This is a genomic window from Streptomyces sp. NPDC054813 (assembly GCF_053611365.1).
This window is the reverse complement of record NZ_JBSHAF010000031.1, coordinates 93,982-116,928: the sequence shown is the minus strand read 5'-3', so window position 1 is coordinate 116,928 and position 22,947 is coordinate 93,982. Positions and strand designations below refer to the sequence as shown.

The 22,947-nt window shown below is 73.6% G+C and carries 9 protein-coding genes; 1 reads left to right on the top strand and 8 read right to left on the bottom strand.

From position 1 onward, the window contains the following. From ACWGJB_RS42740 to ACWGJB_RS42705, 8 genes are all read right to left on the bottom strand, one after another. A partial coding sequence (locus ACWGJB_RS42740) for a type I polyketide synthase (RefSeq protein ID WP_453385419.1) occupies positions 1-1,860 on the bottom strand: 1,860 nt, incomplete at its 3' end. Between the two features lie 12 nt (positions 1,861-1,872). Beyond that, a complete protein-coding gene (locus tag ACWGJB_RS42735) occupies positions 1,873-14,796 on the bottom strand; it encodes an SDR family NAD(P)-dependent oxidoreductase (protein ID WP_453385418.1) in 12,924 nt (4,307 codons plus the stop codon). Between the two features lie 344 nt (positions 14,797-15,140). Further along, positions 15,141-16,445, bottom strand: coding sequence for a cytochrome P450 (locus ACWGJB_RS42730; protein WP_453385417.1), 1,305 nt, complete (start codon positions 16,443-16,445; stop codon positions 15,141-15,143). Positions 16,446-16,752: 307 nt separating this feature from the next. Then, positions 16,753-17,622 (bottom strand): carbohydrate ABC transporter permease, encoded by an 870-nt coding sequence (locus ACWGJB_RS42725; RefSeq protein ID WP_453385416.1) that lies wholly within the window; start codon positions 17,620-17,622, stop codon positions 16,753-16,755. After that, complete coding sequence (locus ACWGJB_RS42720) at positions 17,619-18,584, bottom strand: carbohydrate ABC transporter permease (protein WP_453385415.1); 966 nt, start codon at positions 18,582-18,584, stop codon at positions 17,619-17,621. The genes ACWGJB_RS42725 and ACWGJB_RS42720 overlap by 4 nt, the downstream gene beginning before the upstream one ends. Further along, positions 18,578-19,894, bottom strand: coding sequence for an ABC transporter substrate-binding protein (locus ACWGJB_RS42715; RefSeq protein ID WP_453385414.1), 1,317 nt, complete (start codon positions 19,892-19,894; stop codon positions 18,578-18,580). The genes ACWGJB_RS42720 and ACWGJB_RS42715 overlap by 7 nt, the downstream gene beginning before the upstream one ends. Then, complete coding sequence (locus ACWGJB_RS42710; RefSeq protein ID WP_453385413.1) at positions 19,891-20,874, bottom strand: GNAT family N-acetyltransferase; 984 nt, start codon at positions 20,872-20,874, stop codon at positions 19,891-19,893. Before ACWGJB_RS42710 ends, ACWGJB_RS42715 begins: the two co-directional genes overlap by 4 nt. Beyond that, complete coding sequence (locus ACWGJB_RS42705; protein WP_453385412.1) at positions 20,871-22,106, bottom strand: exo-beta-N-acetylmuramidase NamZ family protein; 1,236 nt, start codon at positions 22,104-22,106, stop codon at positions 20,871-20,873. The genes ACWGJB_RS42710 and ACWGJB_RS42705 overlap by 4 nt, the downstream gene beginning before the upstream one ends. Positions 22,107-22,468: 362 nt before the next feature. Here ACWGJB_RS42705 and ACWGJB_RS42700 point away from each other — a divergent pair, with 362 nt between their 5' ends. Next, a complete protein-coding gene (locus tag ACWGJB_RS42700) occupies positions 22,469-22,783 on the top strand; it encodes a hypothetical protein (RefSeq protein WP_453385411.1) in 315 nt (104 codons plus the stop codon). Positions 22,784-22,947 lie beyond the last annotated feature (164 nt).

Here is a 22,947-nt window from a genome sequence, read left to right as displayed (position 1 = left end):
CGTCTCATCCAGCCGATCACCGCCGCCGAGAACCACCTCCCGAACCGACAACCCCAACACCGACTCCAACCGCCCACACACATCCGCGAACGACTGGGCGAACACCGGATACCGCTCAGCCAGCTCCCCACCCATTCCCGACCACTGCGACCCCTGCCCCGAGAACAAGAACCCCGTAAGCCCACCCCGGTCAGCCACCGCGCTGACTGCACCCGGCCCACCATCCGCCAACTCCGCAAGCCCGGCCAGCAGTTCATCGCGGTCGGCGGCCACCACCGCACCGCGATGCTCCAGGGCGGCCCGGGTGGTGGCGGTGGCGAACGCCAGCCGGGCGACGGTCAGTTCGGGGTCGGCCGCGACGAACTCGTGCAGTCGAGCGGCCTGGCCGGCCAGGCCGGTCGCGCCGCGGCCGGAGAGCACCACCGGCACCGGGAGCGAGAGCACCGGCTGCGGGGCCGCCGCCGGCTCCGCGTCTTCCGGGTCGGGAGCCTCTTCCAGGATGACGTGGGCGTTGGTGCCGCTGATGCCGAACGAGGACACCGCGGCGCGGCGCGGCCGTTCCCCGCGTGGCCAGGGCACCGCCTCGGTGGCCAGCGAGAGGGTGCCGGAGGACCAGTCGATGTGCGGGGACGGGGTGTTCGCGTGCAGGGTCTTCGGCACGGTCTCGTGGCGCAGCGCCAGCACGGACTTGATCACCCCGGCCACCCCGGCGGCGGCGAGGGTGTGCCCGATGTTGGACTTCACCGTGCCGAGGAGCAGCGGCCGTTCACGGTCGGCGCCGTAGGCGGCCTGCAGGGCCTGTGCCTCGATGGGGTCGCCCAGGGAGGTTCCGGTGCCGTGCGCCTCCACCACGTCGACGTCGGCGGGGGTCAGCCCGGCGGCGTTCAGGGCGGCTCGGATGACGCGCTGCTGCGAGGGGCCGTTGGGGGCGGTGAGCCCGTTGGACGCACCGTCCTGGTTCACCGCCGAACCGCGCAGCACCGCCAACACCTCGTGGCCGTTGGCCCGCGCATCGGACAGCCGCTCCAGGACCAGCATGCCGACGCCCTCGGCCATGCCCATGCCGTCGGCCGCGGCGGAGAACGCCTTGCAACGGCCGTCGGCGGCCAGTACCCGCTGGCGGCTGAACTCGATGAGCGGTCCGGGTCCGGCCAATACCGTCACGCCGCCGGACAGGGCCAGCGTGGACTCTCCGTTGCGCAGCGACTGCATGGCCAGGTGCAGGGTGACCAGGGAGGTCGAGCAGGCGGTGTCGAGGGTGATGGCCGGGCCTTCGACGCCGAGGGTGTAGGAGATCCGGCCGGAGAGCACGCTGGGGACCACGCCGGTGACCAGGTGTCCCTCGACGCTCGCGGGGGCGTGGGCCAGGCCGGTGCCGTACTCCTGGTAGTTCTGGCCGACGAACACTCCGGTGCGGGTGCCGCGCAGTGCGATGGGGTCGATGCCGGCCCGTTCCAGTGCCTCCCAGGAGGTCTCCAGGAGGAGCCGCTGCTGCGGGTCCATCGCCAGCGCCTCGCGCGGCGAGATCCCGAAGAACCCCGCGTCGAACGCACCGGGGTCGTCCAGGAAGCCGCCGCGCCGTACGTAGCTGTGGCCGGAGCGCTCCGGGTCGGGGTCGTAGAGACCGTCGACGTCCCAGCCGCGGTCGGCGGGCAGTTCGCCGGTGACGTCCCGGCCCTCGGCCAGCACCCGCCACAGGTCTTCCGGGGAGCGGACCCCGCCGGGGTAGCGGCAGGCCATGCCGACGACGGCGATGGGCTCGGTGCGGGACTGTTCGACGTCCTGCAGGCGGCGGTTGGCCTTGCGCAGGTCGACCATGACCCGGTTCAGGTAGCCGCGCAGCTTCTCTTCCTCGGACATGTGCAGCCCCCTTCAGTTCGCGCCGAGTTCGCGGTCGATGAGGTCGTACATCTCCTCGTTCGACATCGGGTCGAAGTCCTCCTCGTCCTTGCCGAAGTCCCTGCTGAACTGCGCGAGCATCGCCCGGAGCCGCAGTTCGACACCGGCCCGGTCGTCGTCGGCGTCCGCCCGGGACAGCCGCTCGGCGAGCCGGTCCAGTTCGGTGAGGAGGGGTGGTTCGGGGGGCGCGAGCCGGGTGCGGAGGTATGCGGCGACCGCGGCCGGAGTGGGCTGGTCGAAGACGAGGGTGGCCGGCAGCGCCAGACCGGTCGCCTCGCCGAGCTGGTTGCGCAGTTCGATCCCGGTCAGCGAGTCGTATCCCAGGTCGCGGAAGGCGTGGTCGGCGCCGATGGCGGCCGCGCCGGAGTGGCCCAGTACGACGGCCGCCTGCTCGCGTACCAGCCGTAGCAGGGTGCTGCGGCGTTCGGTGTCCGACAGCCCGGCCAGTCGCTGTGCCCAGGGGGAGCCGGCCGGCTGCGACCCCGGTTCGGACGTGCCGTCCAGCACCCGCCGGGCCTCGGGGATCTCGGCGAACAGCGGCCTGCTGCGGGCGGAGGCGAACAGCGGCATGAACCTGGCCCAGTCGACGTCGGCGACGGACAGCCCGCTCTCGGCGCGTTCGAGAACGGTGCGCAGCGCGTCCAGCGCCGGTCCGGGAGCGATCAACGGCAGACCCTGGCGGCGCAGTTGGCCGGCGTCGACCCCGTCGGGGAAGCGGGCGCCGTCCCAGACGCCCCAGGCCACCGAGGTGACCGGCAGACCGGCGGCGCGGGCCTGCTCGGCGAGGGCGTCGAGTTCGGCGTTGGCGGCGGCGTAGGCACCGTGGTCGCCGCTGCCCCACACCCCGGCGATGGAGGAGTAGAAGACCAGGGCGTCCAGTTCGGCCGGGTCGAGCAGTTCGACGAGGTACCGGGCGCCCTGGACCTTGGCGGTGAGGACGTCGGCGTACTCGGCGAGGTCGGTGTCGGGAAGCGCGGCCAGCCGCATCAGCGCGGCGGCGTGCACCACCGTGCGCACCACCTCGCCCTGCTCGCGCATGCCGGCCAGCAGGGCGGCCACGGAGGCCCGGTCGCCGATGTCACAGGCGCGCGCGGTCAGCCGGACGCCCAGGACGTCGAGTTCGGCCGTCAGTTCGGCGATCCCCTCGGCGTGTGGGCCGCTGCGGCTGACCAGTACCACGTGTCGTACGCCCTGTGCGGCGAGCCAGCGGGCGACCTCCGGGCCGAGCGCGCCGGTGCCGCCGGTCACGAGCGCGGTGTCCCGGGCCTGCCAGTCGCCGGCCGCACCGCCGTCGAGCGGGGCGCGCACCAACCGCCGTAGCAGCGTGCCGGATCCGCGCACCGCGAGTTGGTCCTCCTCGCCCCAGCCGCCCGCGAGCACCGCGCGCAGCTGTTCCAGCGCGGTCTCGTCGAGTTCGGCGGGCAGGTCGACGAGGCCGCCCCAGAACGCCGGGTGTTCCAGCATCGCCACCCGGCCCAGGCCCCACACCTGCGCCGCGCTCGGTTCGCGCAGCGGATCGGCGTTGCCGGTGCTCACCGCGCCGGAGGTCACCAGCCAGAGCGGGACGGCCGCGTCCAGATCGCCGAGCGCCTGCACCAGTGCCAGGGTGGCGGCCACCCCGGCCGGCACCACCGGGTGGTCCGGGTGCGGTCGGCGGTCGGCGGCCAGCAGGGACAGCACCCCGCGCGGGGGGTGCTCGGCCAGCGCACGGCGCAGCCGGTCGGTGAGACCGGCGCGGTCGGCATGCTCGGTGTCCACGGTGAGGGTCCGCACCGGGAGGCCGCCGGTGAGCGTCTTCAGCCAGTCCTGATCCGCACCCGAGGCGGGCACCAGCGCCAGCCACTCACCGTCCGGTCCGGTGCGCTCCGGCGGGCCCGCGGGGCGCCACTGGACGCGGTAGCGCCAGGTGTCGGAGCGGGGTCCGGCCTGCTCGGCCAGCCAGTACCAGCGGTGCTGGAAGGCGTACGTGGGCAGGTCGACCCGTCGGGCACCGGTGCCCTCGAACACCTCGGCCAGCCGTACCCCGGCCCCGCGCACCTGCGCCTCGGCCAGCGACTGGGCGAAGCGCGGCCAGCCGCCGTCGTCGCGCCGCAGCGTGGCGAGTACGGCGGCCCGCGCGCCGTCGGCGTCCACCGTCTCCTGCACGCCCGGGGCGACCACCGGGTGCGGGCTGATCTCGATGAAGGTGCCGATCCCGGCGTCCAGCGCGGTGCGCACCGCGTCGGCGAACCGGACGGTCTGACGGAGGTTGGTGTACCAGTAATCGCCGGTGAGCTCCCGGGTGTCCAGTCGCTGCCCGGTGACCGTGGAGTACAGCTCGGTGCGCGCCGCCTGCGGACTGATCCCCGCGAGCAGTTCGGCCAGGCTGTCCTTGACGGCGGTGACGTGGGTGGAGTGCGAGGCGTAGTCCACCGCGATACGGCGGGCCCGCACCCCGCGCTCCTCGCAGGCCGCCCGTAGCTCTTCCAGGGCGTCCGGGTCGCCGGAGACGACGGTGGACGTGGGGCTGTTGACCGCGGCCACGCCCAGCCGGTCGTCGGTGAACAGGGCCCGCACCTCGTCGGCGGGCAGCGCCACCGACATCATGCCGCCCTTGCCGGACAGTTCGGTCAGCGCGCGGCTGCGCAGGCACACCACAGCGGCGGCGTCGGCCAGCGACAGTGCCCCGGCCACGCAGGCGGCGGCGATCTCGCCCTGCGAGTGGCCGATCACCGCCTCCGGTTCCACACCGTACGAGCGCCACAGCGCGGCCAGCGACACGGTGACCGCGAAGGTCACCGGCTGCACCACGTCCACCCGCTCCAGCGTCGGCGCACCCGGCAGTCCGCGCAGCACGTCCAGTACCGACCAGTCGACGTACGACTCGATCGCGGCGGCGCACTCGGCCAGCCGGGCGGCGAACACCGGTGCGGAGTCGAGCAGTTCCAGCGCCATCCCGGCCCACTGCGCGCCCTGCCCGGGGAACACGAACGCCACCCGCCGTGCCGCGTCGGCCGCGGTGCCGTGCACCACACCCGGGACATCCCGGCCCTCGGCCAGCGCCCCGAGCCGCTCGCCGAGTTGCTCCGGTCCGGCGGCCAGGACGACCGCGCGGTGTTCCAGCGCGGCCCGGCCGGTCACGCTGGACCAGGCGATGTCCCGCACCCGCTCGCCGGGGTGTTCGGCGAGATGCGCCGCCAGCCGTGCGGCCTGCTCCCGCAGCGCCTCCGCGCTCTGCCCGGACACCGCGACCGGCACCAGCCCCGGCCCGGTGTCCGACCGCGCCCCAGCGAACACGTCCACCTGACCGGCCTCAGCGAACACCTCGGCCTGCCCGGCCCCGGCGAACCCTTCAACCTGACCGGCCCCAGCGAACACGTCCACCTGCCCGGCCCCGGCGAACACCTCGCCCTGCCCGGCCCCAGCGAACCCTTCGACCCGCCCGGGCTCACCGGACCCGTCGGCCGGCCCGGCCTCGGCGGACGCGTCCGGGTCCGCCTGCTCGATGACGACATGCGCGTTGGTGCCGCTGATGCCGAACGAGGACACCCCGGCCCGGCGTGGCCGGCCGTGCTCCGGCCACGGCCGCGCCTCCGTCAGCAGCCGCACCTCACCGGCCGACCAGTCCACGTGCGGTGAGGGCTCGTCGACGTGCAGGGTGCGGGGCAGCACCCCGTGCCGTATCGCCTGCACCATCTTGATCACGCCGGCCACCCCGGCCGCGGCCTGCGCGTGCCCGATGTTGGACTTGACCGACCCCAGCCACAGCGGATCGCCGGTACGGTCCCGGCCGTAGGTGGCCAGCAGCGCCTGCGCCTCGATCGGGTCGCCCAGCGGTGTCCCGGTGCCGTGGCCCTCGACCGCGTCGACGTCCTGGGCCAGGACTCCGGCGGCGGCCAGCGCGGTGCGGATCACCCGTTCCTGCGAGGGCCCGTTGGGAGCGGTCAGGCCGTTGGACGCGCCGTCCTGGTTGACGGCCGAGCCGCGCAGCACGGCCAGCACACGGTGGCCGTTGCGGCGCGCGGCGGAGAGCGGTTCGAGCAGCAGCAGGCCGACGCCCTCGGCCCAGCCGGTGCCGTCGGCAGCCCCGGCGTAGGGCTTGCACCGTCCGTCGGCGGCGAGTCCGCGCTGCCGGGAGAACGCGGTGAACGTGGTCGGCTCGGCCATCACCGTCACACCGCCGGCCAGGGCCAGCGAGCATTCACCGGAGCGCAGCGCCTGGGCCGCGAGGTGCATGGCCACCAGCGAGGAGGAGCATGCCGTGTCCACGGTGACCGCGGGCCCCTGCAGGCCGAGCGTGTAGGCGACCCGGCCGGAGGCGACGCTTCCGGCGGTGCCGGTGAGCAGGTGCCCCTCGACGCCCTCGGGCAGCTCCCGCAGCGCGGTGGCGTAGTCGTGGTACATCACTCCGGTGAACACGCCGGTCTGGCTGCCGCGTACCGAGGACGGGTCGATCCCGGCGCGCTCCAGCGCCTCCCAGGCGGTTTCCAGGAGCAGCCGCTGCTGCGGGTCCATGGCGAGGGCCTCGCGCGGCGAGATCCCGAACAGCCCGGCGTCGAACCGGCCGGCGTCGTAGAGGAAGCCGCCGTGCCGGGTGTAGCTGGTGCCCGGGTGGTCCGGGTCGGGGTCGTACAGTCCGGTGACGTCCCAGCCGCGGTCGGTGGGGAACCCGCCGACGGCGTCGACGCCGTCGGCCACCAGGTCCCACAGATCTTCCGGGGAGGCGACCCCGCCCGGGAAGCGGCAGGCCATGCCGATGATCGCGATCGGCTCGTCCGCGGCCACCACCGGGGCGGCGGCGGGCGGGGCGCTCTCGGCAGCGGCGTCGCCGATGACTTCGCCGCGCAGGTATCCGGCGAGTGCGGCGGGGGTGGGGTGGTCGAACACCACGGTCGCGGGCAGCCGTACGCCGGTCGCCCGGCCCAGCCGGTTGCGCAGTTCCACCGCGGTCAGTGAGTCGAAGCCGAAGTCCTTGAACGGCCGGTCCGGTGACAGCCCGCCCGGGTCGGAGTGGCCGAGCACCACCGCCGCCTGGGTGAGCACCAGATCCTGGAGCACCCGCAGCGGCTCCCCCTCGGCCAGCCGCCGCAGCAGCCCGTCGGCGCCGTCCGGCGGAGCCTCCGTGGCGGCGGCGCGACGCACCACCGGCACCAGTGCGCGCAGCACCGGCGACAGCACGCCCTCGGCCGCCCGCTCGCGCAGCGCCACCGGGTCCAGGCGGGCGGCGAGCAGCACCGGGTCGTCCAGCGCGGTGGCCGTGTCGAACAGGTCCAGTGCGGTGGCGGAGTCCAGCGGCACCACACCGGCGCGGGCCAGCCGGGCCCGGTCCGTGTCGGCCATGCCCTCGGTCATACCGCTGCTCTCGGCCCACAGCCCCCAGGCCACCGCGGTCGCGGGCAGCCCGGCGGCCCGGCGTTGGGCGGCCAGCCCGTCCAGCGCGGCGTTGGCCGCCGCGTAGGCGGCCTGCCCCGCGTTGCCCAGCGTCCCGGCCACCGAGGAGAAGAGCACGAACGCCGTGAGTTCCGGGCCGGTCAGCTCGGCCAGGTGGCGGGCGCCGTCCACCTTCGCCCGGAACACCTCGGTCACCCGCTCGGGGGTGAGCGCGGCCAGCACCCCGTCGTCGAGAACCCCGGCGGCGTGCACCACGGCTGTCACCGGGTGCTCGGCCAGCAACGCGGCCACCGCGTCCCGCTCGGCCACATCACACGCCACCATCGCCACCTCAGCACCCAACTCCTGTAGTTGCGTGCCAAGTTCGGTCATTCCCGGCGCGTCAGCGCCCCGCCGGGAAGCCAGTACCACACCACGCACCCCGTGACGCTCCACCAAGTGCCGTGCCACCAAGGCTCCGAGGGTCCCGCTCGCCCCGGTGATCAGCACGACGTCCTCAGCCGTCCAGGGAGCGTCCCCGGCGGTCTCCGTCACCCGCGCCAGCCGGGGTACCAGCAACTGCCCTACGCGCAGGGCCAGTTGGGCCTCTCCGGTCGCAGCCGGCCCGGTCAGCGACGCCTTGGACGCGGTATGGCCGTCCGTGTCGACCAGGACGAAGCGATCCGGGTTCTCCGTCTGCGCGCTGCGCACCAGACCCCACACCGCCGCCGCACCGGGATCGACCGGCTCGCCCGGGCCGGTGGCGACCGCACCGCGCGTGAGCAGTACCAGCCTCGACGCGGCGAACCGCTCGTCGGCCAGCCAGCGCTGCGTCACCGTCAGGGCGTCGGTCACCCCGGCCACCGCAACACCCACCACCGCGGGCACCGGCCCGTCCGGATCCAGGTCCGACAGCCACGCCCAGGCCCCGTCCTGCGCCGGGGGCGCTGACGGAACCCAGCCGGTGCGATACAGGTGATCCCGGCGGCCGGCGGCGAGCTGTTCGGCGCTGACCGGGCGGAACGCCAGCGAGTCGATGACCGCGACGGGGTGGTCCTCGGCGTCGGTCACGGTGAGGGACACGGCTCCGCCGGCCGCGGGGCGCAGCCGTACCCGCGCCGCGGTGGCACCGGTCCGGTACAGCCGGACCCCGGTGAAGGCGAACGGCAGCCCGGTGGTGGCCGTGGCGTCGGCCGGGACGGCCGCGTGCAGTGCCGCGTCCAGCAGCGCCGGGTGCAGCCCGTACGCTCCGGCGTCCGCCGTCGCCGGTTCGGGCAGGGCGACTTCGGCGAACAGGTCCTCGCCGTGCCGCCACAGCCGGCGCAGGCCCTGGAAGACCGGCCCGTAGCCGTAGCCGAGCCGGGTCAGTGCCGGGTAGCGGTCCCCCAGGTCGACCGGGGTGGCGCCGGCCGGCAGCCAGTCGCCGGTCGGGGGCGGGGAGACCTCCGTCGTGCCGAGCCTGCCGGTGGCGTGGTGTGTCCACTCGGGGCCGTCACCCGACCGGGAGTACACGTCCACGGGCCGGCCGCCGTCCTCGCCGGGCGCGCCGAGCACCACCTGTAGGCGCACGCCGCCGCGCTCGGGCAGGGTCAGCGGCGCGTGCACGGTCAGCTCCTCCAGCACCCGGCAGCCCGCCTCGTCCCCGGCGCGCACGGCCATCTCGACGAAGGCCGTGCCGGGCAGTACGGCGGTGCCGAAGACGGTGTGGTCGGCCAGCCAGGGCTGCCGCTGCCGGGACAGCTCACCGGTCAGCAGCAGTTCACCGGTGGAGGCCACCGGCGCGGCGGCGCCCAGGAGCGGGTGGGCGGTGGCGTCCAGCCCGAGCCCGGCGGGGTCGGTGCCGCCCACCGGCGTGGGCAGCCAGTAGCGCCGCCGTTGGAAGGCGTAGGTGGGCAGCTCCGTCCGGTGGCCCGGGGCGCCGAAGGCAGGGGTCCATTCCACGGGGACCCCGCGTACCTGTGCCTCGGCCAGCGACTGCAGGAACCGTCCGGGGCCGCCCTGGTCACGGCGCAGCGAGCCGACCACCACGGCCGTGCTGCCCGCCGCCTCGACGGTGTCCTGGACGGCCGCGGTCAGGATCGGGTGCGGGCTGGTCTCGACGAACACGCGGTGTCCGGTGCGGTCCAGTTCGCGGATCGTCTCCTCGAAGCGGACGGTCTGGCGCAGGTTCCGGTACCAGTACTCGGCGTCCATGGTTGCCGTGTCGAGCCGTTCGCCGGTCACCGTGGAGTAGAAGGGGACCTCGGTGCCGCGCGGCTCCAGTCCGGCGAGCCGGTCCAGTAGTTCGGTGCGGATGCGCTCCACCTGTGCGGAGTGCGAGGCGTAGTCCACCGCGACCAGCCGGGCCCGCGCGCCTTCGGCGGTCAGCTCGGCTTCGAGTTCCCGCAGGGCTCCGGGTTCCCCGGAAAGGACCACCGCCGCGGGACCGTTGACCGCGGCGACCGACACCCGCCCGTCCCAGCGCGCCAGCCGCGGCTCCAGTTCGGCGACCGGGAGCGCCACCGACATCATCCCGCCGGCACCGGACAGCGCGCCGAGCGCGGCGCTGCGCAGTGCGCTCACCTTGGCGGCGTCGCGCAGGGACAGGGCCCCCGCCACACACGCGGCGGCGATCTCCCCCTGCGAATGCCCCACCACCGCGTCCGGCTCCACCCCGAAGGACCGCCACAACGCGGCGAGCGACACCATCACCGCGAACGACACCGGCTGCACCACATCCACCCGGTCCAGCCCCGGCTGACCCGCCTCACCCCGCAGCACACCCGGTAACGACCAGTCCACGAACTCGTCCAGCGCCGCGGCACACTCGGCGATCCGTTCCGCGAACACCGGCGAGGAATCCAGCAGTTCCACCGCCATTCCCGCCCACTGCGCCCCCTGCCCCGGAAACACGAACACCGTGCGGCCGTCGACGTCGGCGACCCCGCGCGCCAGGCCGGGCGTCTCCTCGTCGGCGGCGAGGGCACGTAGCCCTCGTACCAGGTCCGTGCGGTCGGTCGCGGTGAACACGGCGCGGTGCGGGAGCGCGGCCCGGGTGGTGGCGGCCGCGCGGGCGAGGTCCGCGAGCGCCGCCCCCGGCTCGCTCTCCACGTGTGCGGCCAGCCGTGCCGCCTGCGCCCGTAACGCGGCCGCCGTCTGCCCGGACACCACCACCGGTACGGGAGCGGACCGCACCGCTCGATCCGGTGCCGACGCGGGTGCCTCCGGCACCACCTCGGGCGGCTGCTCCACGATGACATGGGCGTTGGTGCCGCTGATCCCGAACGAGGACACCCCGGCCCGGCGCGGCCGGCCGCGCTCCGGCCAGGGCCGCTCCTCCGTCAGCAGCCGCACCTCACCGGACGCCCAGTCCACGTACGGCGAGGGTTCGTCCACGTGCAGGGTGCGCGGCAGCAGCCCGTGCCGCAGCGCCTGGACGACCTTGATCACACCCGCGACACCGGCGGCGGCCTGGGTGTGCCCGATGTTGGACTTCAGCGAGCCCAGCCAGAGCGGGTCGCCGGCGCGGCCCTGGCCGTAGGTGGCCAGCAGTGCGTGGGCCTCGATCGGGTCGCCCAGGGTGGTGCCGGTGCCGTGCGCCTCCACCAGGTCCACGTCCGCGCCGGAGAGTCCGGCGGTGGTGAGCGCGGTGCGGATCACGCCTTCCTGTGCGGGGCCGTTGGGGGCGGTCAGGCCGTTGGACGCGCCGTCCTGGTTCACCGCCGAGCCGCGCAGTACCGCGAGCACGGGGTGGCCGTTGCGGCGCGCGTCGGACAGCCGTTCCAGGACGAGCTGACCGGCGCCCTCCGCCCAGCCGGTACCGTCGGCCGCCGCCGCGAACGACTTGCACCGACCGTCCGCCGCGAGTCCCCGCTGCCGGGAGAACTCCACGAAGATGCCCGGGGTGGGCATCACCGTCACGCCGCCGGCCAGCGCCAGCGAGCACTCCCCCGACCGCAGCGCCTGGGCCGCGAGATGCACCGCCACCAACGACGAGGAGCAGGCGGTGTCCACGGTGACCGCGGGCCCGCGCAGTCCCAGGCTGTAGGCGACGCGGCCGGAGGCGACGCTGGCGGTGGTGCCGGTCAGCACGTAGCCGTCGAGGCCGTCGGCGCCCTCGTGCATCCGGGGGCCGTAGTCCTGGGCCATGACCCCGGAGAACACGCCGGTCGCGCTGTCCCGCAGGGAGAGCGGGTCGATGCCGGCCCGCTCCAGTGCCTCCCAGGAGGTCTCCAGAAGCAGCCGCTGCTGGGGGTCCATGGCGAGGGCCTCGCGCGGCGAGATACCGAACAGGCCCGCGTCGAACTCGGCGGCCCCGTAGAGGAATCCGCCGGTGCGCGCGTAGCTGCGGCCCAGCCGGTCCGGGTCCGCGTCGAAGAGCCCGTCCAGGTCCCAGCCGCGGTCGGTGGGGAAGCCGCCGATCGCGTCGGTGCCGGCGGCCACCAGGTCCCACAGGTCCTCGGGCGAGCCGACCCCGCCGGGGAACCGGCAGGCCATCCCGACGATCGCGATCGGGTCGGTGGCGGGCGCAGGATCCGTGGGCGGCCTCTCGGGCCCGGCGTCCCGCGATGTCCCGGCGGCCAGTTCGGCGGTCAGGTGAGCGGTGATCCGTTCCGGGGTGGGGTGGTCGAGTACGGCGGTGGCGGGCAGCCGTACCCCGGTCACGTCGGCCAGCCGCTGCCCCAGCTCCACCGTCATCAGCGAGCCGAAGCCCAGGTCCTTGAACGAGCGCCGCATGTCCAGCTGTTCGGCGGAGTCGAGCTCCAGCGCCGCGGCCACCTCGGCACGCACCAGCGCACGCACCGCCTGCTCCCGCTCGGCCGCGGGCAGTCCGGCGAGTCCCGAGTCCGGCCGGGCCGGCGTCCTGGTCTCCGGTACGGCTGACACGGCGGGTACGACGGGGGTCGCGCCGCCGGTGGCCGTCACCCCGGCGATCCAGTGCCGCCGCCGCTGGAAGGGGTAGGTGGGCAACGGGATCCGCCGTGCCCCGGAGCCGTCGTAGAACCGCGCCCAGTCCACGGGGACGCCGCGGGTGTGCACCCGGGCCACCGCGGTGAGCAGTGAGCGCAGGTCGGGGCGCTCGCCGCCGGCCAGCGCGGAGACGAAGGCCGTCTCCTCGGGCGCGCTACCGGGGCCCATGGCACACAGGGTGCCGTCCGGGCCGAGCTCCAGGAAGGTGCGGGCACCGTCCGCGCAGGCCGTGGCGACGGCGTCGGCGAACCGTACCGTGCCGCGGGTGTGCCGGGCCCAGAACTCCGGCCAGTCCAGGCCGGTGACGTCCAGTTCGGCACCGGTCAGCGAGGAGATGACCGGGAGGGTCGGGGTCCGCCAGTCGATACGGGCGGCGGCCGCGCGCATCCCGTCCAGGATGCCGTCCACGTGTGGCGAGTGGCTGGCTATCGTGACCTGGATGCGGCGGGTGCGGCGGCCTCGCGCGGACCAGCGGGCGGCGATCCCCAGGGTGGCGTCCGCGTCCCCGGACAGCACGGTGGCGGTGGGACTGTTGAGGGCGGCGATCGACACCAGTCGGCCGGTCGCCTCGACGTCCGGCAGCAGTTCCGCCTCGGAGGCCTCGACCAGGATCATCGCCCCGCCCGGCGGGATGTCCTGCATCAGCCGGCCGCGGGCGGCGACCAGCGCGCAGGCGTCGGCCAGTGACATCGCCCCGGCGACGTGCAGGGCGGCCAGTTCGCCGAAGGAGTGGCCGAGGACCGCGTCCGGGGTGATCCCCCAGCTCTCCACCAGCCGGTACAGCCCGGCCTGAACGGCGAACAACGCGGGCTGGGTGTAGGCCGGTTCGTCCAGCAGGGCCGCGTCCGCCGAGCCCGCCTCGGCGAAGACCACGTCGAGCAGTGGCCGGGGCAGGTGCGGGCGCAGTTCCGCGGCGACGGCGTCCACGGCGGCGGCGAACACGGGGTGGCGCCGGTAGATCTCCCGGCCCATGCCCGGCCGCTGGTTGCCCTGCCCGGCGAAGAGGAACACGGTCCGTCCCTCGACGGCCGTGCCGCGCACCACCCGGGCGTTCGCCGTGTCCCCGGCCAGCGCCGTCAGGAGGCCGGGCACCTCCTCGGCGGACTCGGCGACCAGCACCGCCCGTCGCTCCAGCGGACTGCGCGTGGTGGCCAGCGAGTAGGCGAGGTCCACCGGGGACGCCGCCGACTCGCCCAGCAGGCCGGCCAGTTCGGTCAGCGCCGCCGGGGCCCGGGCGGTCAGCGGTACCAGTACCGGGCCGTCGTACCCCTCGCTGTCGTGATCCGGTGCCGGGCGGGGAGCGGGCGGCTCGCTGAGCACCAGGTGGCAGTTGGCGCCACCCATGCCGAACGAGCTCACCCCGGCGAGCAGCGGGCCCTGAGTGGCGGGCCACGGGCCGGACTCGGTGACCACCCGCAGGCCCAGCTCCGTCAGCGGGATCCGTGGGTTGGGGGTGCGGAAGTTCAGGCTGGGCACCAGTTCCCGGCGCGAGAGGCACAGCACCGTCTTGAGCAGTCCGGCGATCCCGGCCGCGCCCTCCAGATGCCCGATGTTGGTCTTCACCGAGCCGACCAGCAACGGTCGCTGCCGCCCGCGCCCGCGTCCGGCCACCGCGCCGAGGGCCGCGGCCTCGACGGGGTCACCCAACGGCGTTCCGGTGCCGTGCAGTTCGACGTAGTCGAGCTCGGCCGGGGACACGTCGGCCGCCGCGCAGGCGAGGCGCAGCACGTCCTGCTGGGCCTCCTGGCGCGGGGCGGTCAGCGAGTCGCCGCCGCCGTCGTTGTTGACGGCACTGCCCCGGATCACCGCGTGCACGGTGTCCCCGTCGGCCAGCGCCGCCGACAGCGGCTTGAGCACCAGTACCGCGCCGCCCTCGCCGCGCACGAACCCGTCGGCCCGCTCGTCGAAGGTGTGGCAGCGCCCGTCCGGTGAGATCGCGCCGAGCGCCTGGGTGACGTCGTAGCCGTCCTGGGTGATGTTCAGGTTGACGCCGCCGGCGAGCGCCGTCGTGCACTCCCCGGCCCCGAGTGCCCGGCAGGCCAGGTGGACGGCGAGCAGTGCGGAGGATTGGGCGCTGTCCACCACCAGGCTGGGCCCGCGCAGTCGCAGGGCGTAGGACACCCGGTTGGCGATCATCGCCCGGTTGCGTCCGGTGGCCGAGTGCGGGCTCAGGCGGGCGCCGCGCAGCGCAGCGTAGTCGTCGTAGGTGGCGCCGACGTACACCCCGGTGCCGCCTTGGCGGTCGCCGTCGCCCGGGACGATCCCGGCGTCCTCGAAGGCCTCCCAGGCCAGTTCCAGCACCAGCCGCTGCTGCGGGTCCAGCACGGCCGCCTCGCCCGGGGAGACGCCGAAGAACCCGGCGTCGAAGGAGTCGACCTGGTCGAGGAAGCCCGCCCGTACCGGATCGCCGGAGGGCAGCACGGGAACCGCCGGACCGTCGGGGTGGCAGCGCCGCGGACCGGGTTCCCCCAGCGCGTGCCGTCCGTCGTGCAGCAGCCGCCAGAACTCGGCGGGATCTCCCGCCCCCGGCAGCCGGCACGCCAGGCCGACGACAGCCACCGGTTCCTGGTCGGCGGCGTTGCCCACTCGGTCACCCACGCCGGTCTCCTCCTCCACGTCGTCTCATCGAGGACACGTCTGATCCGCCCGGCAGCTGGTGTTCCGGACGTCCACGGTTGTGCTGTGCCACGGGCAGGCCTTAGCGGCCCCTTGACCAGAACGGCCCGTTGAGTACACCCGGCGCGTCAGGCCGGCGGGCATGCCGCAGGCCCGGCCCGGGGCAGCACCGGGCCGATCGGATTGGGGGCGGAGCGCGGACCGGCCTTCGGGCACCGGTCCGCTTCAGGCTGCCGCGGTCACCACGTCGTGACCGTCGTCCCCGGACCCGCCGCACGGCGGCCGGGGTGAGGGCGTCCGCCGTACGCGGCAGGACGCGGGCCCGCTCAGGCGCGGACGAACTCCACGGGCACTCTCAGTGCCACGGTGTGCTTGCTGTTGTTGGCCCAGGGCACCGGACCGGTCAGCCGTACCTCGGCGACCCGGTCGAGCAGCACGCCGAACAGCGTGCGCAGTTCGACACGGGCGAGGTCGACCGCGAGGCAGCTGTGCGGCCCCTGGCCGAAGGCCACGTGCGGGTTGGGGTTCCGTCGCACGTCGAAGGACATGGCGTCGTCGAACACGCTCTCGTCCCGGTTGGCCGAGGACCACCACAGAGTCACCTTGTCGCCGCGGCCGAACCGTACGCCGTTGAAGGTGAAGTCCTCGGTGGCCGTCCGCCGGTTGTACGGCGTCGGCGTGGACCAGCGCATCATCTCCTCGACCGCGCTGTCCAGCAGCGAGCGGTCGGCGCGCAGCGCCTGCCACTGTTCCGGCCGTTCGGCCAGGGCGAGCAGGCCGACCGCGATCACGTTGCGGGTGGGCTCGCTGCCGGCGAGGGTCAGCAGGTTGACGAACACCTCGCGCTCGTACTCGCGCAGCGGCGGTTCGCCGTGGCCCTCCGGGAGGTCACCGGCGGCGATCACGGACAGGAAGTCCCGGGCCGGGTCGGCGCGCTTCTCGGCGATCAGTTTGACGCCGTACTGGTACATGGCCAGCAGGGAGGCCTGGCTGCGGGAGGAGGCCTCGCCGGACTCGCGGTCCTCGTAGCCCATCACGACCTCGGTCCAGTCGACGAACTGCGGCCAGTCCGCGCGGGGTATGCCCATCAGCGCGGCCATGACCTCGACCGAGTACCGGCCGGCCACGTCGTTCTGGAAGTCGCAGGAGCCCTGCCTGACGACCTCGTCGATGATCGTCTCGGCGCGTTCGGTGATGGTCGGGGCCAGCGCCTCGAGGACCGGGCCGGTGACCGAGGGGCTGACCAGGTCGCGCAGCAACCGGTGCCGTGGGTCGTCCATCATGTTCAGCATCGCGCCGGAGTAGGTGCCGGCGGGCAGGTCGTCGAGGTGGGTGCCGCCGCCCTCACGGTCGCCGCCGCCCTGGGAGGACAGCAGCGGATGGGCCGCGGCTTCGACCACGTCGGCGTAGCGGGACAGGACCCAGAAGTTCTCGCCGTCGCGGGTGCGGCCCGGCGGGTGCAGCAGGATCGGTGCTTCCCGGCGGAGCCGGGCGAAGACCTCGTGCGGGAAACCGGCACCGAACCGGTCCTGGTCGCTGAGATCGAACCCGTCGAGAACGGCGGGTAACTCGGTGGCGGAAACCTCGGTGGCGCTTCGTGATAAGGGGAGGGCGGGCTGTTCCAATGACATTAGCTCTCCATTTTTTGCACTGACGTATCGAGGGACGTCAAAAGCAACATCAGTGTCACCCGATCGTGGAATTGACGTCAAGCGGCCCTTGAAGAAGTTGGGCTGACGCTGGGATGTCCTTTAGGCAGGACCGCCAAGGAACGCCCCTGGCCAGGGCAGTTGAGGCCGCTCGCCACAAGGCAGGCGCTCGAACTGTTGCATGGTGCAGGCGTACCGCACGATCGAAGAGAGAACAAACCCCCGAGGACAATCCGCTGTGCTACGACAAACGGCGTATCGACACCACGATCTGGGTAGGATGCGCGGTTCACTTGAGGCCGCTGAGCATCACACCACGGATGTAGTGCTTCTGCAGCAGCAGGAAGAGCACCAGGACCGGCAGGGTGCTCAGGACCAGGCCGGCCATGACGATCGGCGTCGTGCGGGTCGGGTCGACGTAGTCCTGGAGGAGCTGGATGCCGACGGGCAGGGTCATCACGTCCGGGTTGGCGGTCGAGACGAGCAGCGCCCAGATGTACTCGTTCCAGGCGTCGACGAACGTCAGCAGTCCGAGGGTGACGAGGACCGGCTTGGTCTGCGGGACGACGATCCGCCACCACACGGTGAACTCGCCGGCCCCGTCGATGCGTGCGGCTTCCAGCACCTCGTCCGGGATGGAGACCATGAACTGGCGCATCAGGAAGATCCCGAAGCTGCTGACGAGGAACGGCATGGCGAGCGCCGCGATGCTGACGGTCAGGCCGGCGCCGCCGCGCCCGAACAGGTCGTTGCCGCCCGCGAGCGGCCAGTGCACCAGGATCAGGAAGTGCGGGACGAGGAAGAGGAACGGGGGGAACATCATGGTCGACAGCACCAGGCGGAAGACGAAGTCCCGCCCGGGGAAGCGGAGTTTGGCGAGCGCGTAGCCGGCGAGTGACGAGGTGACCAGCACCGAGCCGCTGATCACGGCCGTGGCGACGACGCTGTTGCGGAAGAGCACCGGCAGGTCCAGCTGGTGGACGGCCGCCCGGTAGTTGGACAGGTCGAACGCCTCGGGCAGGAACCGATAGGGCAGCCTGCCGGCCTCGTCGGCGCCCTTGAAGGACGTCATCACCATGTCGAGGAACGGCACCACCGTGAGTACGGCGCCGGTGACGACCAGCAGATACGACAGCCAGGGGAACCGTCTGCGGATCATGCGTCCTCCCCCTTGCGCCGGAAGAGCCACAACTGGACCAGCGTGACCGCGAGGACCACCGCGAAGAGCACGAAGGCGGCGGCGCTCGCGGTGCCCCAGTCGCCGTAGGAGAAGGCCTGCCGGTACATCTCAAGGGCGGCCACGTCGGTCGCGTCCCCGGGGCCGCCCTTGGTCATCACGATGATCAGCGCGAACGACTGGAGGCCGGTGAGGAACTGGGTGATGCACACGAACAGCAGGGACGGCCGCAGCAGGGGCAGCGTGATCCGCCAGAAGACGGTGACGGGCCCCGCGCCGTCGAGCGCGGCGGCCTCGTAGTACGACTGGGGGACGGACTTCAGCCCGGCGGTCAGGACGAGGATCGCCGAGCCTACCGAGGCCCAGGCCTGGACGACGACGACCGCGGGCAGCGCGGTGTCCGGGTCCTGGAGGAAGGCCACCGAGCCGAGCCCGAGGGCGTTGAGGACGCCGTTGACGAGGCCGCCGGGTTCGTACATGTACTTCCAGACGTTGCCGACGGCGACGACGGTCGTGACGATCGGAAGGAAGTACAGGGTGCGCCACAGCCCCTGGAACCGGAGTTTGTCGATGCAGGTGGCGACGAGCACGGAGCCGGCCAGCGCGAGGGCCACGGTGCCGAGGGCGAACAGCAGGGTGTTGGTGAGGACCGGTGTCAGGAACGTCGCCCCGTCCGCGAAGAGGCGGGCGAAGTTGTCCGGTCCGACGGGGTCGATGTCACCGAGGTCGAAGCCCGCCCAGCGGGACATGGACAGCAGCAGCGCGAAGCCGAGCGGCAGGGCGAGGAAGACGGCGTAGAACAGCAGTGTCGGCGCCAGGAAGAGGTAGGCGACGACGGCCTGGCGGCGCTTTTGCCGGTCCCGTCCGCTGCCGCGGACGCCGACGGCGGACGGATGGCGGGCCGCCCGTTCGGCGGCCTCCGCTGTCAGGGTGGCGTTCACCATGAGCGCGACACCTCCTGGTCGACCTGGCGGCGGGTGGTGCGCAGGGCCTCGTCGACGGACTGCTGACCGGTCCACAGCGCCTCGATGTTCTTGCGCAGCAGCGACTTGGCCTGTTGCGCGCCCGGCCCGTTCGGCTCCGGCACCGCGTAGGCCAGCGCGTCCAGGAACGGCCGCAGGTTCGGGTCGCCGCCCGCGCCGAGAAGGGTCCGCATGTCGTCGGCGCGGCCGGTCAGGGAGCCGACCGACACCTGCAGGGCGCTCATCCGGGTGGCACCGCGCACCTTGTCGGCGTTGAGCCAGCGCAGGAACTCCCAGGCCTCACGCGGATGTTCACTGGCGGTGTTGACGCCGAGCATGAAACCGGTCGAGAGCGTGGCGCGCCGGCCGTCCGCCTCGGGCAGCGGCACGGGCGCCACGCCGACGTCGTGGTAGGCCTCGCCCATCAGGGACTTGAGGTTCGCCGTCCACCAGCCGGCGCTGATCACCATGGCGACCTGCCCGGACGCGAACGCCTTGTAGACGTTGACGCCGGGGTCGCTCGCGCCCTTGGCGACCAGGCGGTGCTGCAGGTCGAGCACCGCCCGGCCGGCCGGCGAGTCGATGGCGGTGCTCCTGCCGTCCGCGGCGACGAACCGTCCGCCGGCGGCGTTGAGCAGCGCGAGGGTCTGCCCGACGGTCGTGGAGTCGTCGTAGGTCGACAGGCCGAACCCCTGGACCAGGGTGTTGCCGTAGCCGTCCCGCCGGGAGGTGCGGTACGCCGTCTCCTCCAACTCCCGCCAGGTGCGCGGGGGTCCGTCGACGCCGGCCGCGCGCAGCAGCCGCTTGTTGTAGTAGAGGGCGTACGTCTGCGTCTCGGTGGGGTAGCCGTAGACCCGGCCCGCCACCGACGAGGAGCCGACCGCGGCGGCGCCGTAACCGCGCCTGATCTCCTCGGCGTGCCCGGCCGGGGCCGGCCGCAGGACGCCGGCCTGGACGAGCTGGCCGTTCCACAGGCAGTACGGCTGGAGGATGTCGGCGCCCTGGCCCGCGGCCTGGCGGACCATGAACGTGGTCAGCAGGTCGGTGAACTCCACGGCCTTCGTCGCCACCTTGACCCGGTCGTGGGTGGCGTTCCACTCGTCCACCGGGCCCCGCAGGGCCTCCTTCAGCTCGCCGCTCGCGTAGTGGGAGAGCAGCGTGAGGACGACCGGCTCCCCGGGCCGCCCGGTGCCCCGGTAGGGCGCGGCACAGCCGGACGCGAGCAGCGCCGAGGGCAGCGCGAGGGCGAGGTGACGGCGGCGCAACCGGCCGGCCGGGGGTGTCGGTGTCATCGGGCGGCCGCCTCCCGGCGCAGCACGTGGAACACCCGGGTCGTGGTGAAGCCGGTCTTCCGGTAGAGGTGGCCGGCCGGCGACTGTGCGCCGGTCCACAGGAACCACGCGGAGTGCGCGCGCAGGGCTCGCATCCGTTCCAGGACCAGGTGGAGGAGGACTTCGCCGAGTCCGGTGCCGCGCATCTCCTCCAGCACCCCGATCGGGCCGAACCGCTCGTCCACCGAGTCGAACGCGCCGTGCATCGCCCAGCCGACCATCCGGCCGGCCGGGTCGCGGGCGACGACGATCCGGTCGAGCGGTGTGCCCGCGACCAGGCACGCCCGGATCGTGCACGCCCAGTCGGGGCCGAAGTGACGCCCGGCGAGCGCGAGGAGATCCACCAGGTCGTCGTCGGCCGGGGTGACGAACCGGTAGCCCCGCTCGGTCAGTTGGTCCAGGCGGCGGGTCACGTCGTCCGGACGGCGGTAGCCGACCAGGCCGCGGTCCATCGCGGCCGCCTCGTACAGCGTGTGAAAGCCCAGGGACTCCAGGAGCCCGGCCGCCTCCGGGTAGGCCTCGGCGTCCAGGCCGGGGAACACGTAGTTCGGGGTGTACGACGAGAAGTCCACCCGGGTACGACCGTGGCCGTGCAGCCAGTCCAGGGCCTCGGTCAGCAGCCGGCGGCCGAGTCCGTGCCCGCGGGCGTCCGGGGCGACGAAGAAGAACGGGATCCAGCCCTGCTCAGGCTCCAGGTCGGTACCGGCCATGGGCGTCAGCCGCCGCACCGCGTAGGCGGCGCCGACCACACGGTCGCCCTCGACGGCGACCCGCAGCCCTTCGGGGTCGAAGTTGGGGTCGAGCAGTACCAGGGTGCGGAAGCGGTCCGCGGTGATGGGGTCGGCCGGCACGCTGCGGTGCCAGGCCTCCACCACCCGCGGGCCGTCGCCCGCGCGAAAACCACGGATCCCGGCCTGGGTCGTCGTCGTGCGGTCGGTCATCGAGGGGATCGTCCTTCCGGGCAGAGCGCCAGGTCCGTGGGATAGAGCAGCACGTCGTCGCCGGCCCACCGGCCGGGCGGGGCCGGCGGGCCGCACAGCGGCAGCGGGTCGTCGCCCGCGTCGACGGCCCGCCGCAGCCGGTCGGACCCCCACAGCAGGTCGATGAAGTGCCGGTGGCCGGTCCCTTCGGCGCCGCCCTTGACGGTGTGCCAGGCGAAGTCGTCCGGGTACAGGCGGCGGAGCACGGCGAGCATCGCGACGGCGGTGCGGACGGGTGCGAACGCCCCGCGGTCGGTGACGTGCAGCTGGACTCCCCGCAGCGGCCGTCCCGCGTGCTTGTGGAAGGCCGGTACGTAGCGCAGGTCGCGGAAGTGCACTCCTGGCAGGGCGAGTTCGGCGAGCGCGGGCGCGAACCGCCCGTCGAGGTAGGGGGCGCCGACGATCTCGAAAGGCTGCGTGGTGCCGCGGCCCTCGGAGAGGTTGGTCCCCTCGAAGAGGCAGGTGCCGGGGTAGACGAGGGCGGTGGCGGGGGTCGGGATGTTCGGCGAGGGGGCGATCCACGGCAGCCCGGTGGCCTCGGCGTCCAGGGCGCGCCGCCATCCGACGGCCTCGATCACCGTCAACTCGACCGCGCGGCCCGCCCTTTGGGGCACGGCGGAGGCGTTGAAGTGCCGGGCGAGTTCGCCGCAGGTGAGGCCGTGCCGGACGGGGATCGGGACGCGCCCGACGAAGCTGGCCCATGCCGGGTCCAGGAGCGGGCCCTCACTGACGAGTCCGCCGAGGGGATTCGGGCGGTCGGCGACCACGAACCGGACGCCGGTGCGGGCCGCCGAGACCATCAGGTCGAACATGGTCCACACGTAGGTGTAGAACCGGGCCCCGATGTCCTGGAGGTCGTACACCAGGGTGTCGATTCCGCTGTCGATCAACAGCTTGTCGAGCCGTTCGCCTTCGCACCGGTAGGTGTCGTACACCGGCAGGCCGGTGTCGGGGTCGGACCGGACCGCCTCGGACTCGCCGGCCTGGCCGGTCCCGTGCAGCCCGTGTTCGGGACCGAACAGGGCGGACAGCGGCGCGCCGGCCGCGAGCAGCCCGGGCGCCACCGGGCGCAGATCGGGGAGGACTCCGGCGTGGTGGGTCACCAGTGCGAACCGGCCGGGCCCGGCGAGCCCGGGCGAGTCGTGCAGGCGCGCGATCCCGGTCGTCACCGCGACACCGTCGTCCATGCTCATCCCTCGCCCCGTCTGCCGGTGACACCTCTCTCGAGCAATGGTCGGGAATTTACTCTTATGTCCCGCATTTAGCGGCAATGAATCGCCGACGGTTCCCGCGCCCGCTCCGTCGCACCCGCACGGGTGACCGGCATCGACCAACCGCCTTGGCGGTTCCCGTACTTGCCCTCGGGCCCACCGTCGCGCCGGCCGGGCCGGAGCGTCACGGCACGTCGACGGATGTCCCCCGGACGTGGGACGTTTCCGTGTCGTCGGGGCGTCGGGGTGCGGTGACGGTGTGTGATGGCGACGGGCCTCGGTCTCCCCGTCGATTCCGGCGTCGCCCTTTTTCACCGTTCCCACCGCTCACGAAGGACATCACGATGCGCCCCAGCCGTCCGATCACCGCCGTTCTCGGCGGGCTCGCCCTCGCCGTCATCACCATCGGCCCGGCCGCGGCCGCCGACGGCTCGTTCGTCTGGGTGGGCCCCAAGGACAAGGCGTACGCCATCCAGAACCCGCCGGAGCGCAAGTGCCTCGACATGGCGCAGGAAGCGCGCGGCCCGCAGAACGCCACGAAGAAGGCGCTCGTCGTCTACAGCAAGCAGAAGTGCAAGGGCACCGCGCTGCGGATCGCTGCCGGGCACTCGGCGCCCGGCAGCGTCCACTTCGCGAGCGTGGTCTTCAACCCCCGGTAGGCGCTTCGCCACGAGCGGCGAACCGCGGCAGACTTCGCCCGAGCCGCTTGGGCCGCGTGCCGTCCAGACCCCGGCCGGGGGGGGGGGGGGGGGGCGACCACAAAAAGAGACACCCCCCGAGGGAAAAAGGAGGACACTCCGAAAGAACAGAGAAAAACACAGCC

Bases quoted from the DNA above. Each gene is read 5' to 3' on its own strand.
- ACWGJB_RS42730 (WP_453385417.1), bottom strand. From the start codon at position 16,445: ATGTCATTGGAACAGCCCGCCCTCCCCTTATCACGAAGCGCCACCGAG.
- ACWGJB_RS42725 (WP_453385416.1), bottom strand. From the start codon at position 17,622: ATGATCCGCAGACGGTTCCCCTGGCTGTCGTATCTGCTGGTCGTCACC.
- ACWGJB_RS42720 (WP_453385415.1), bottom strand. From the start codon at position 18,584: ATGGTGAACGCCACCCTGACAGCGGAGGCCGCCGAACGGGCGGCCCGC.
- ACWGJB_RS42715 (WP_453385414.1), bottom strand. From the start codon at position 19,894: ATGACACCGACACCCCCGGCCGGCCGGTTGCGCCGCCGTCACCTCGCC.
- ACWGJB_RS42710 (WP_453385413.1), bottom strand. From the start codon at position 20,874: ATGACCGACCGCACGACGACGACCCAGGCCGGGATCCGTGGTTTTCGC.
- ACWGJB_RS42705 (WP_453385412.1), bottom strand. From the start codon at position 22,106: ATGAGCATGGACGACGGTGTCGCGGTGACGACCGGGATCGCGCGCCTG.
- ACWGJB_RS42700 (WP_453385411.1), top strand. From the start codon at position 22,469: ATGCGCCCCAGCCGTCCGATCACCGCCGTTCTCGGCGGGCTCGCCCTC.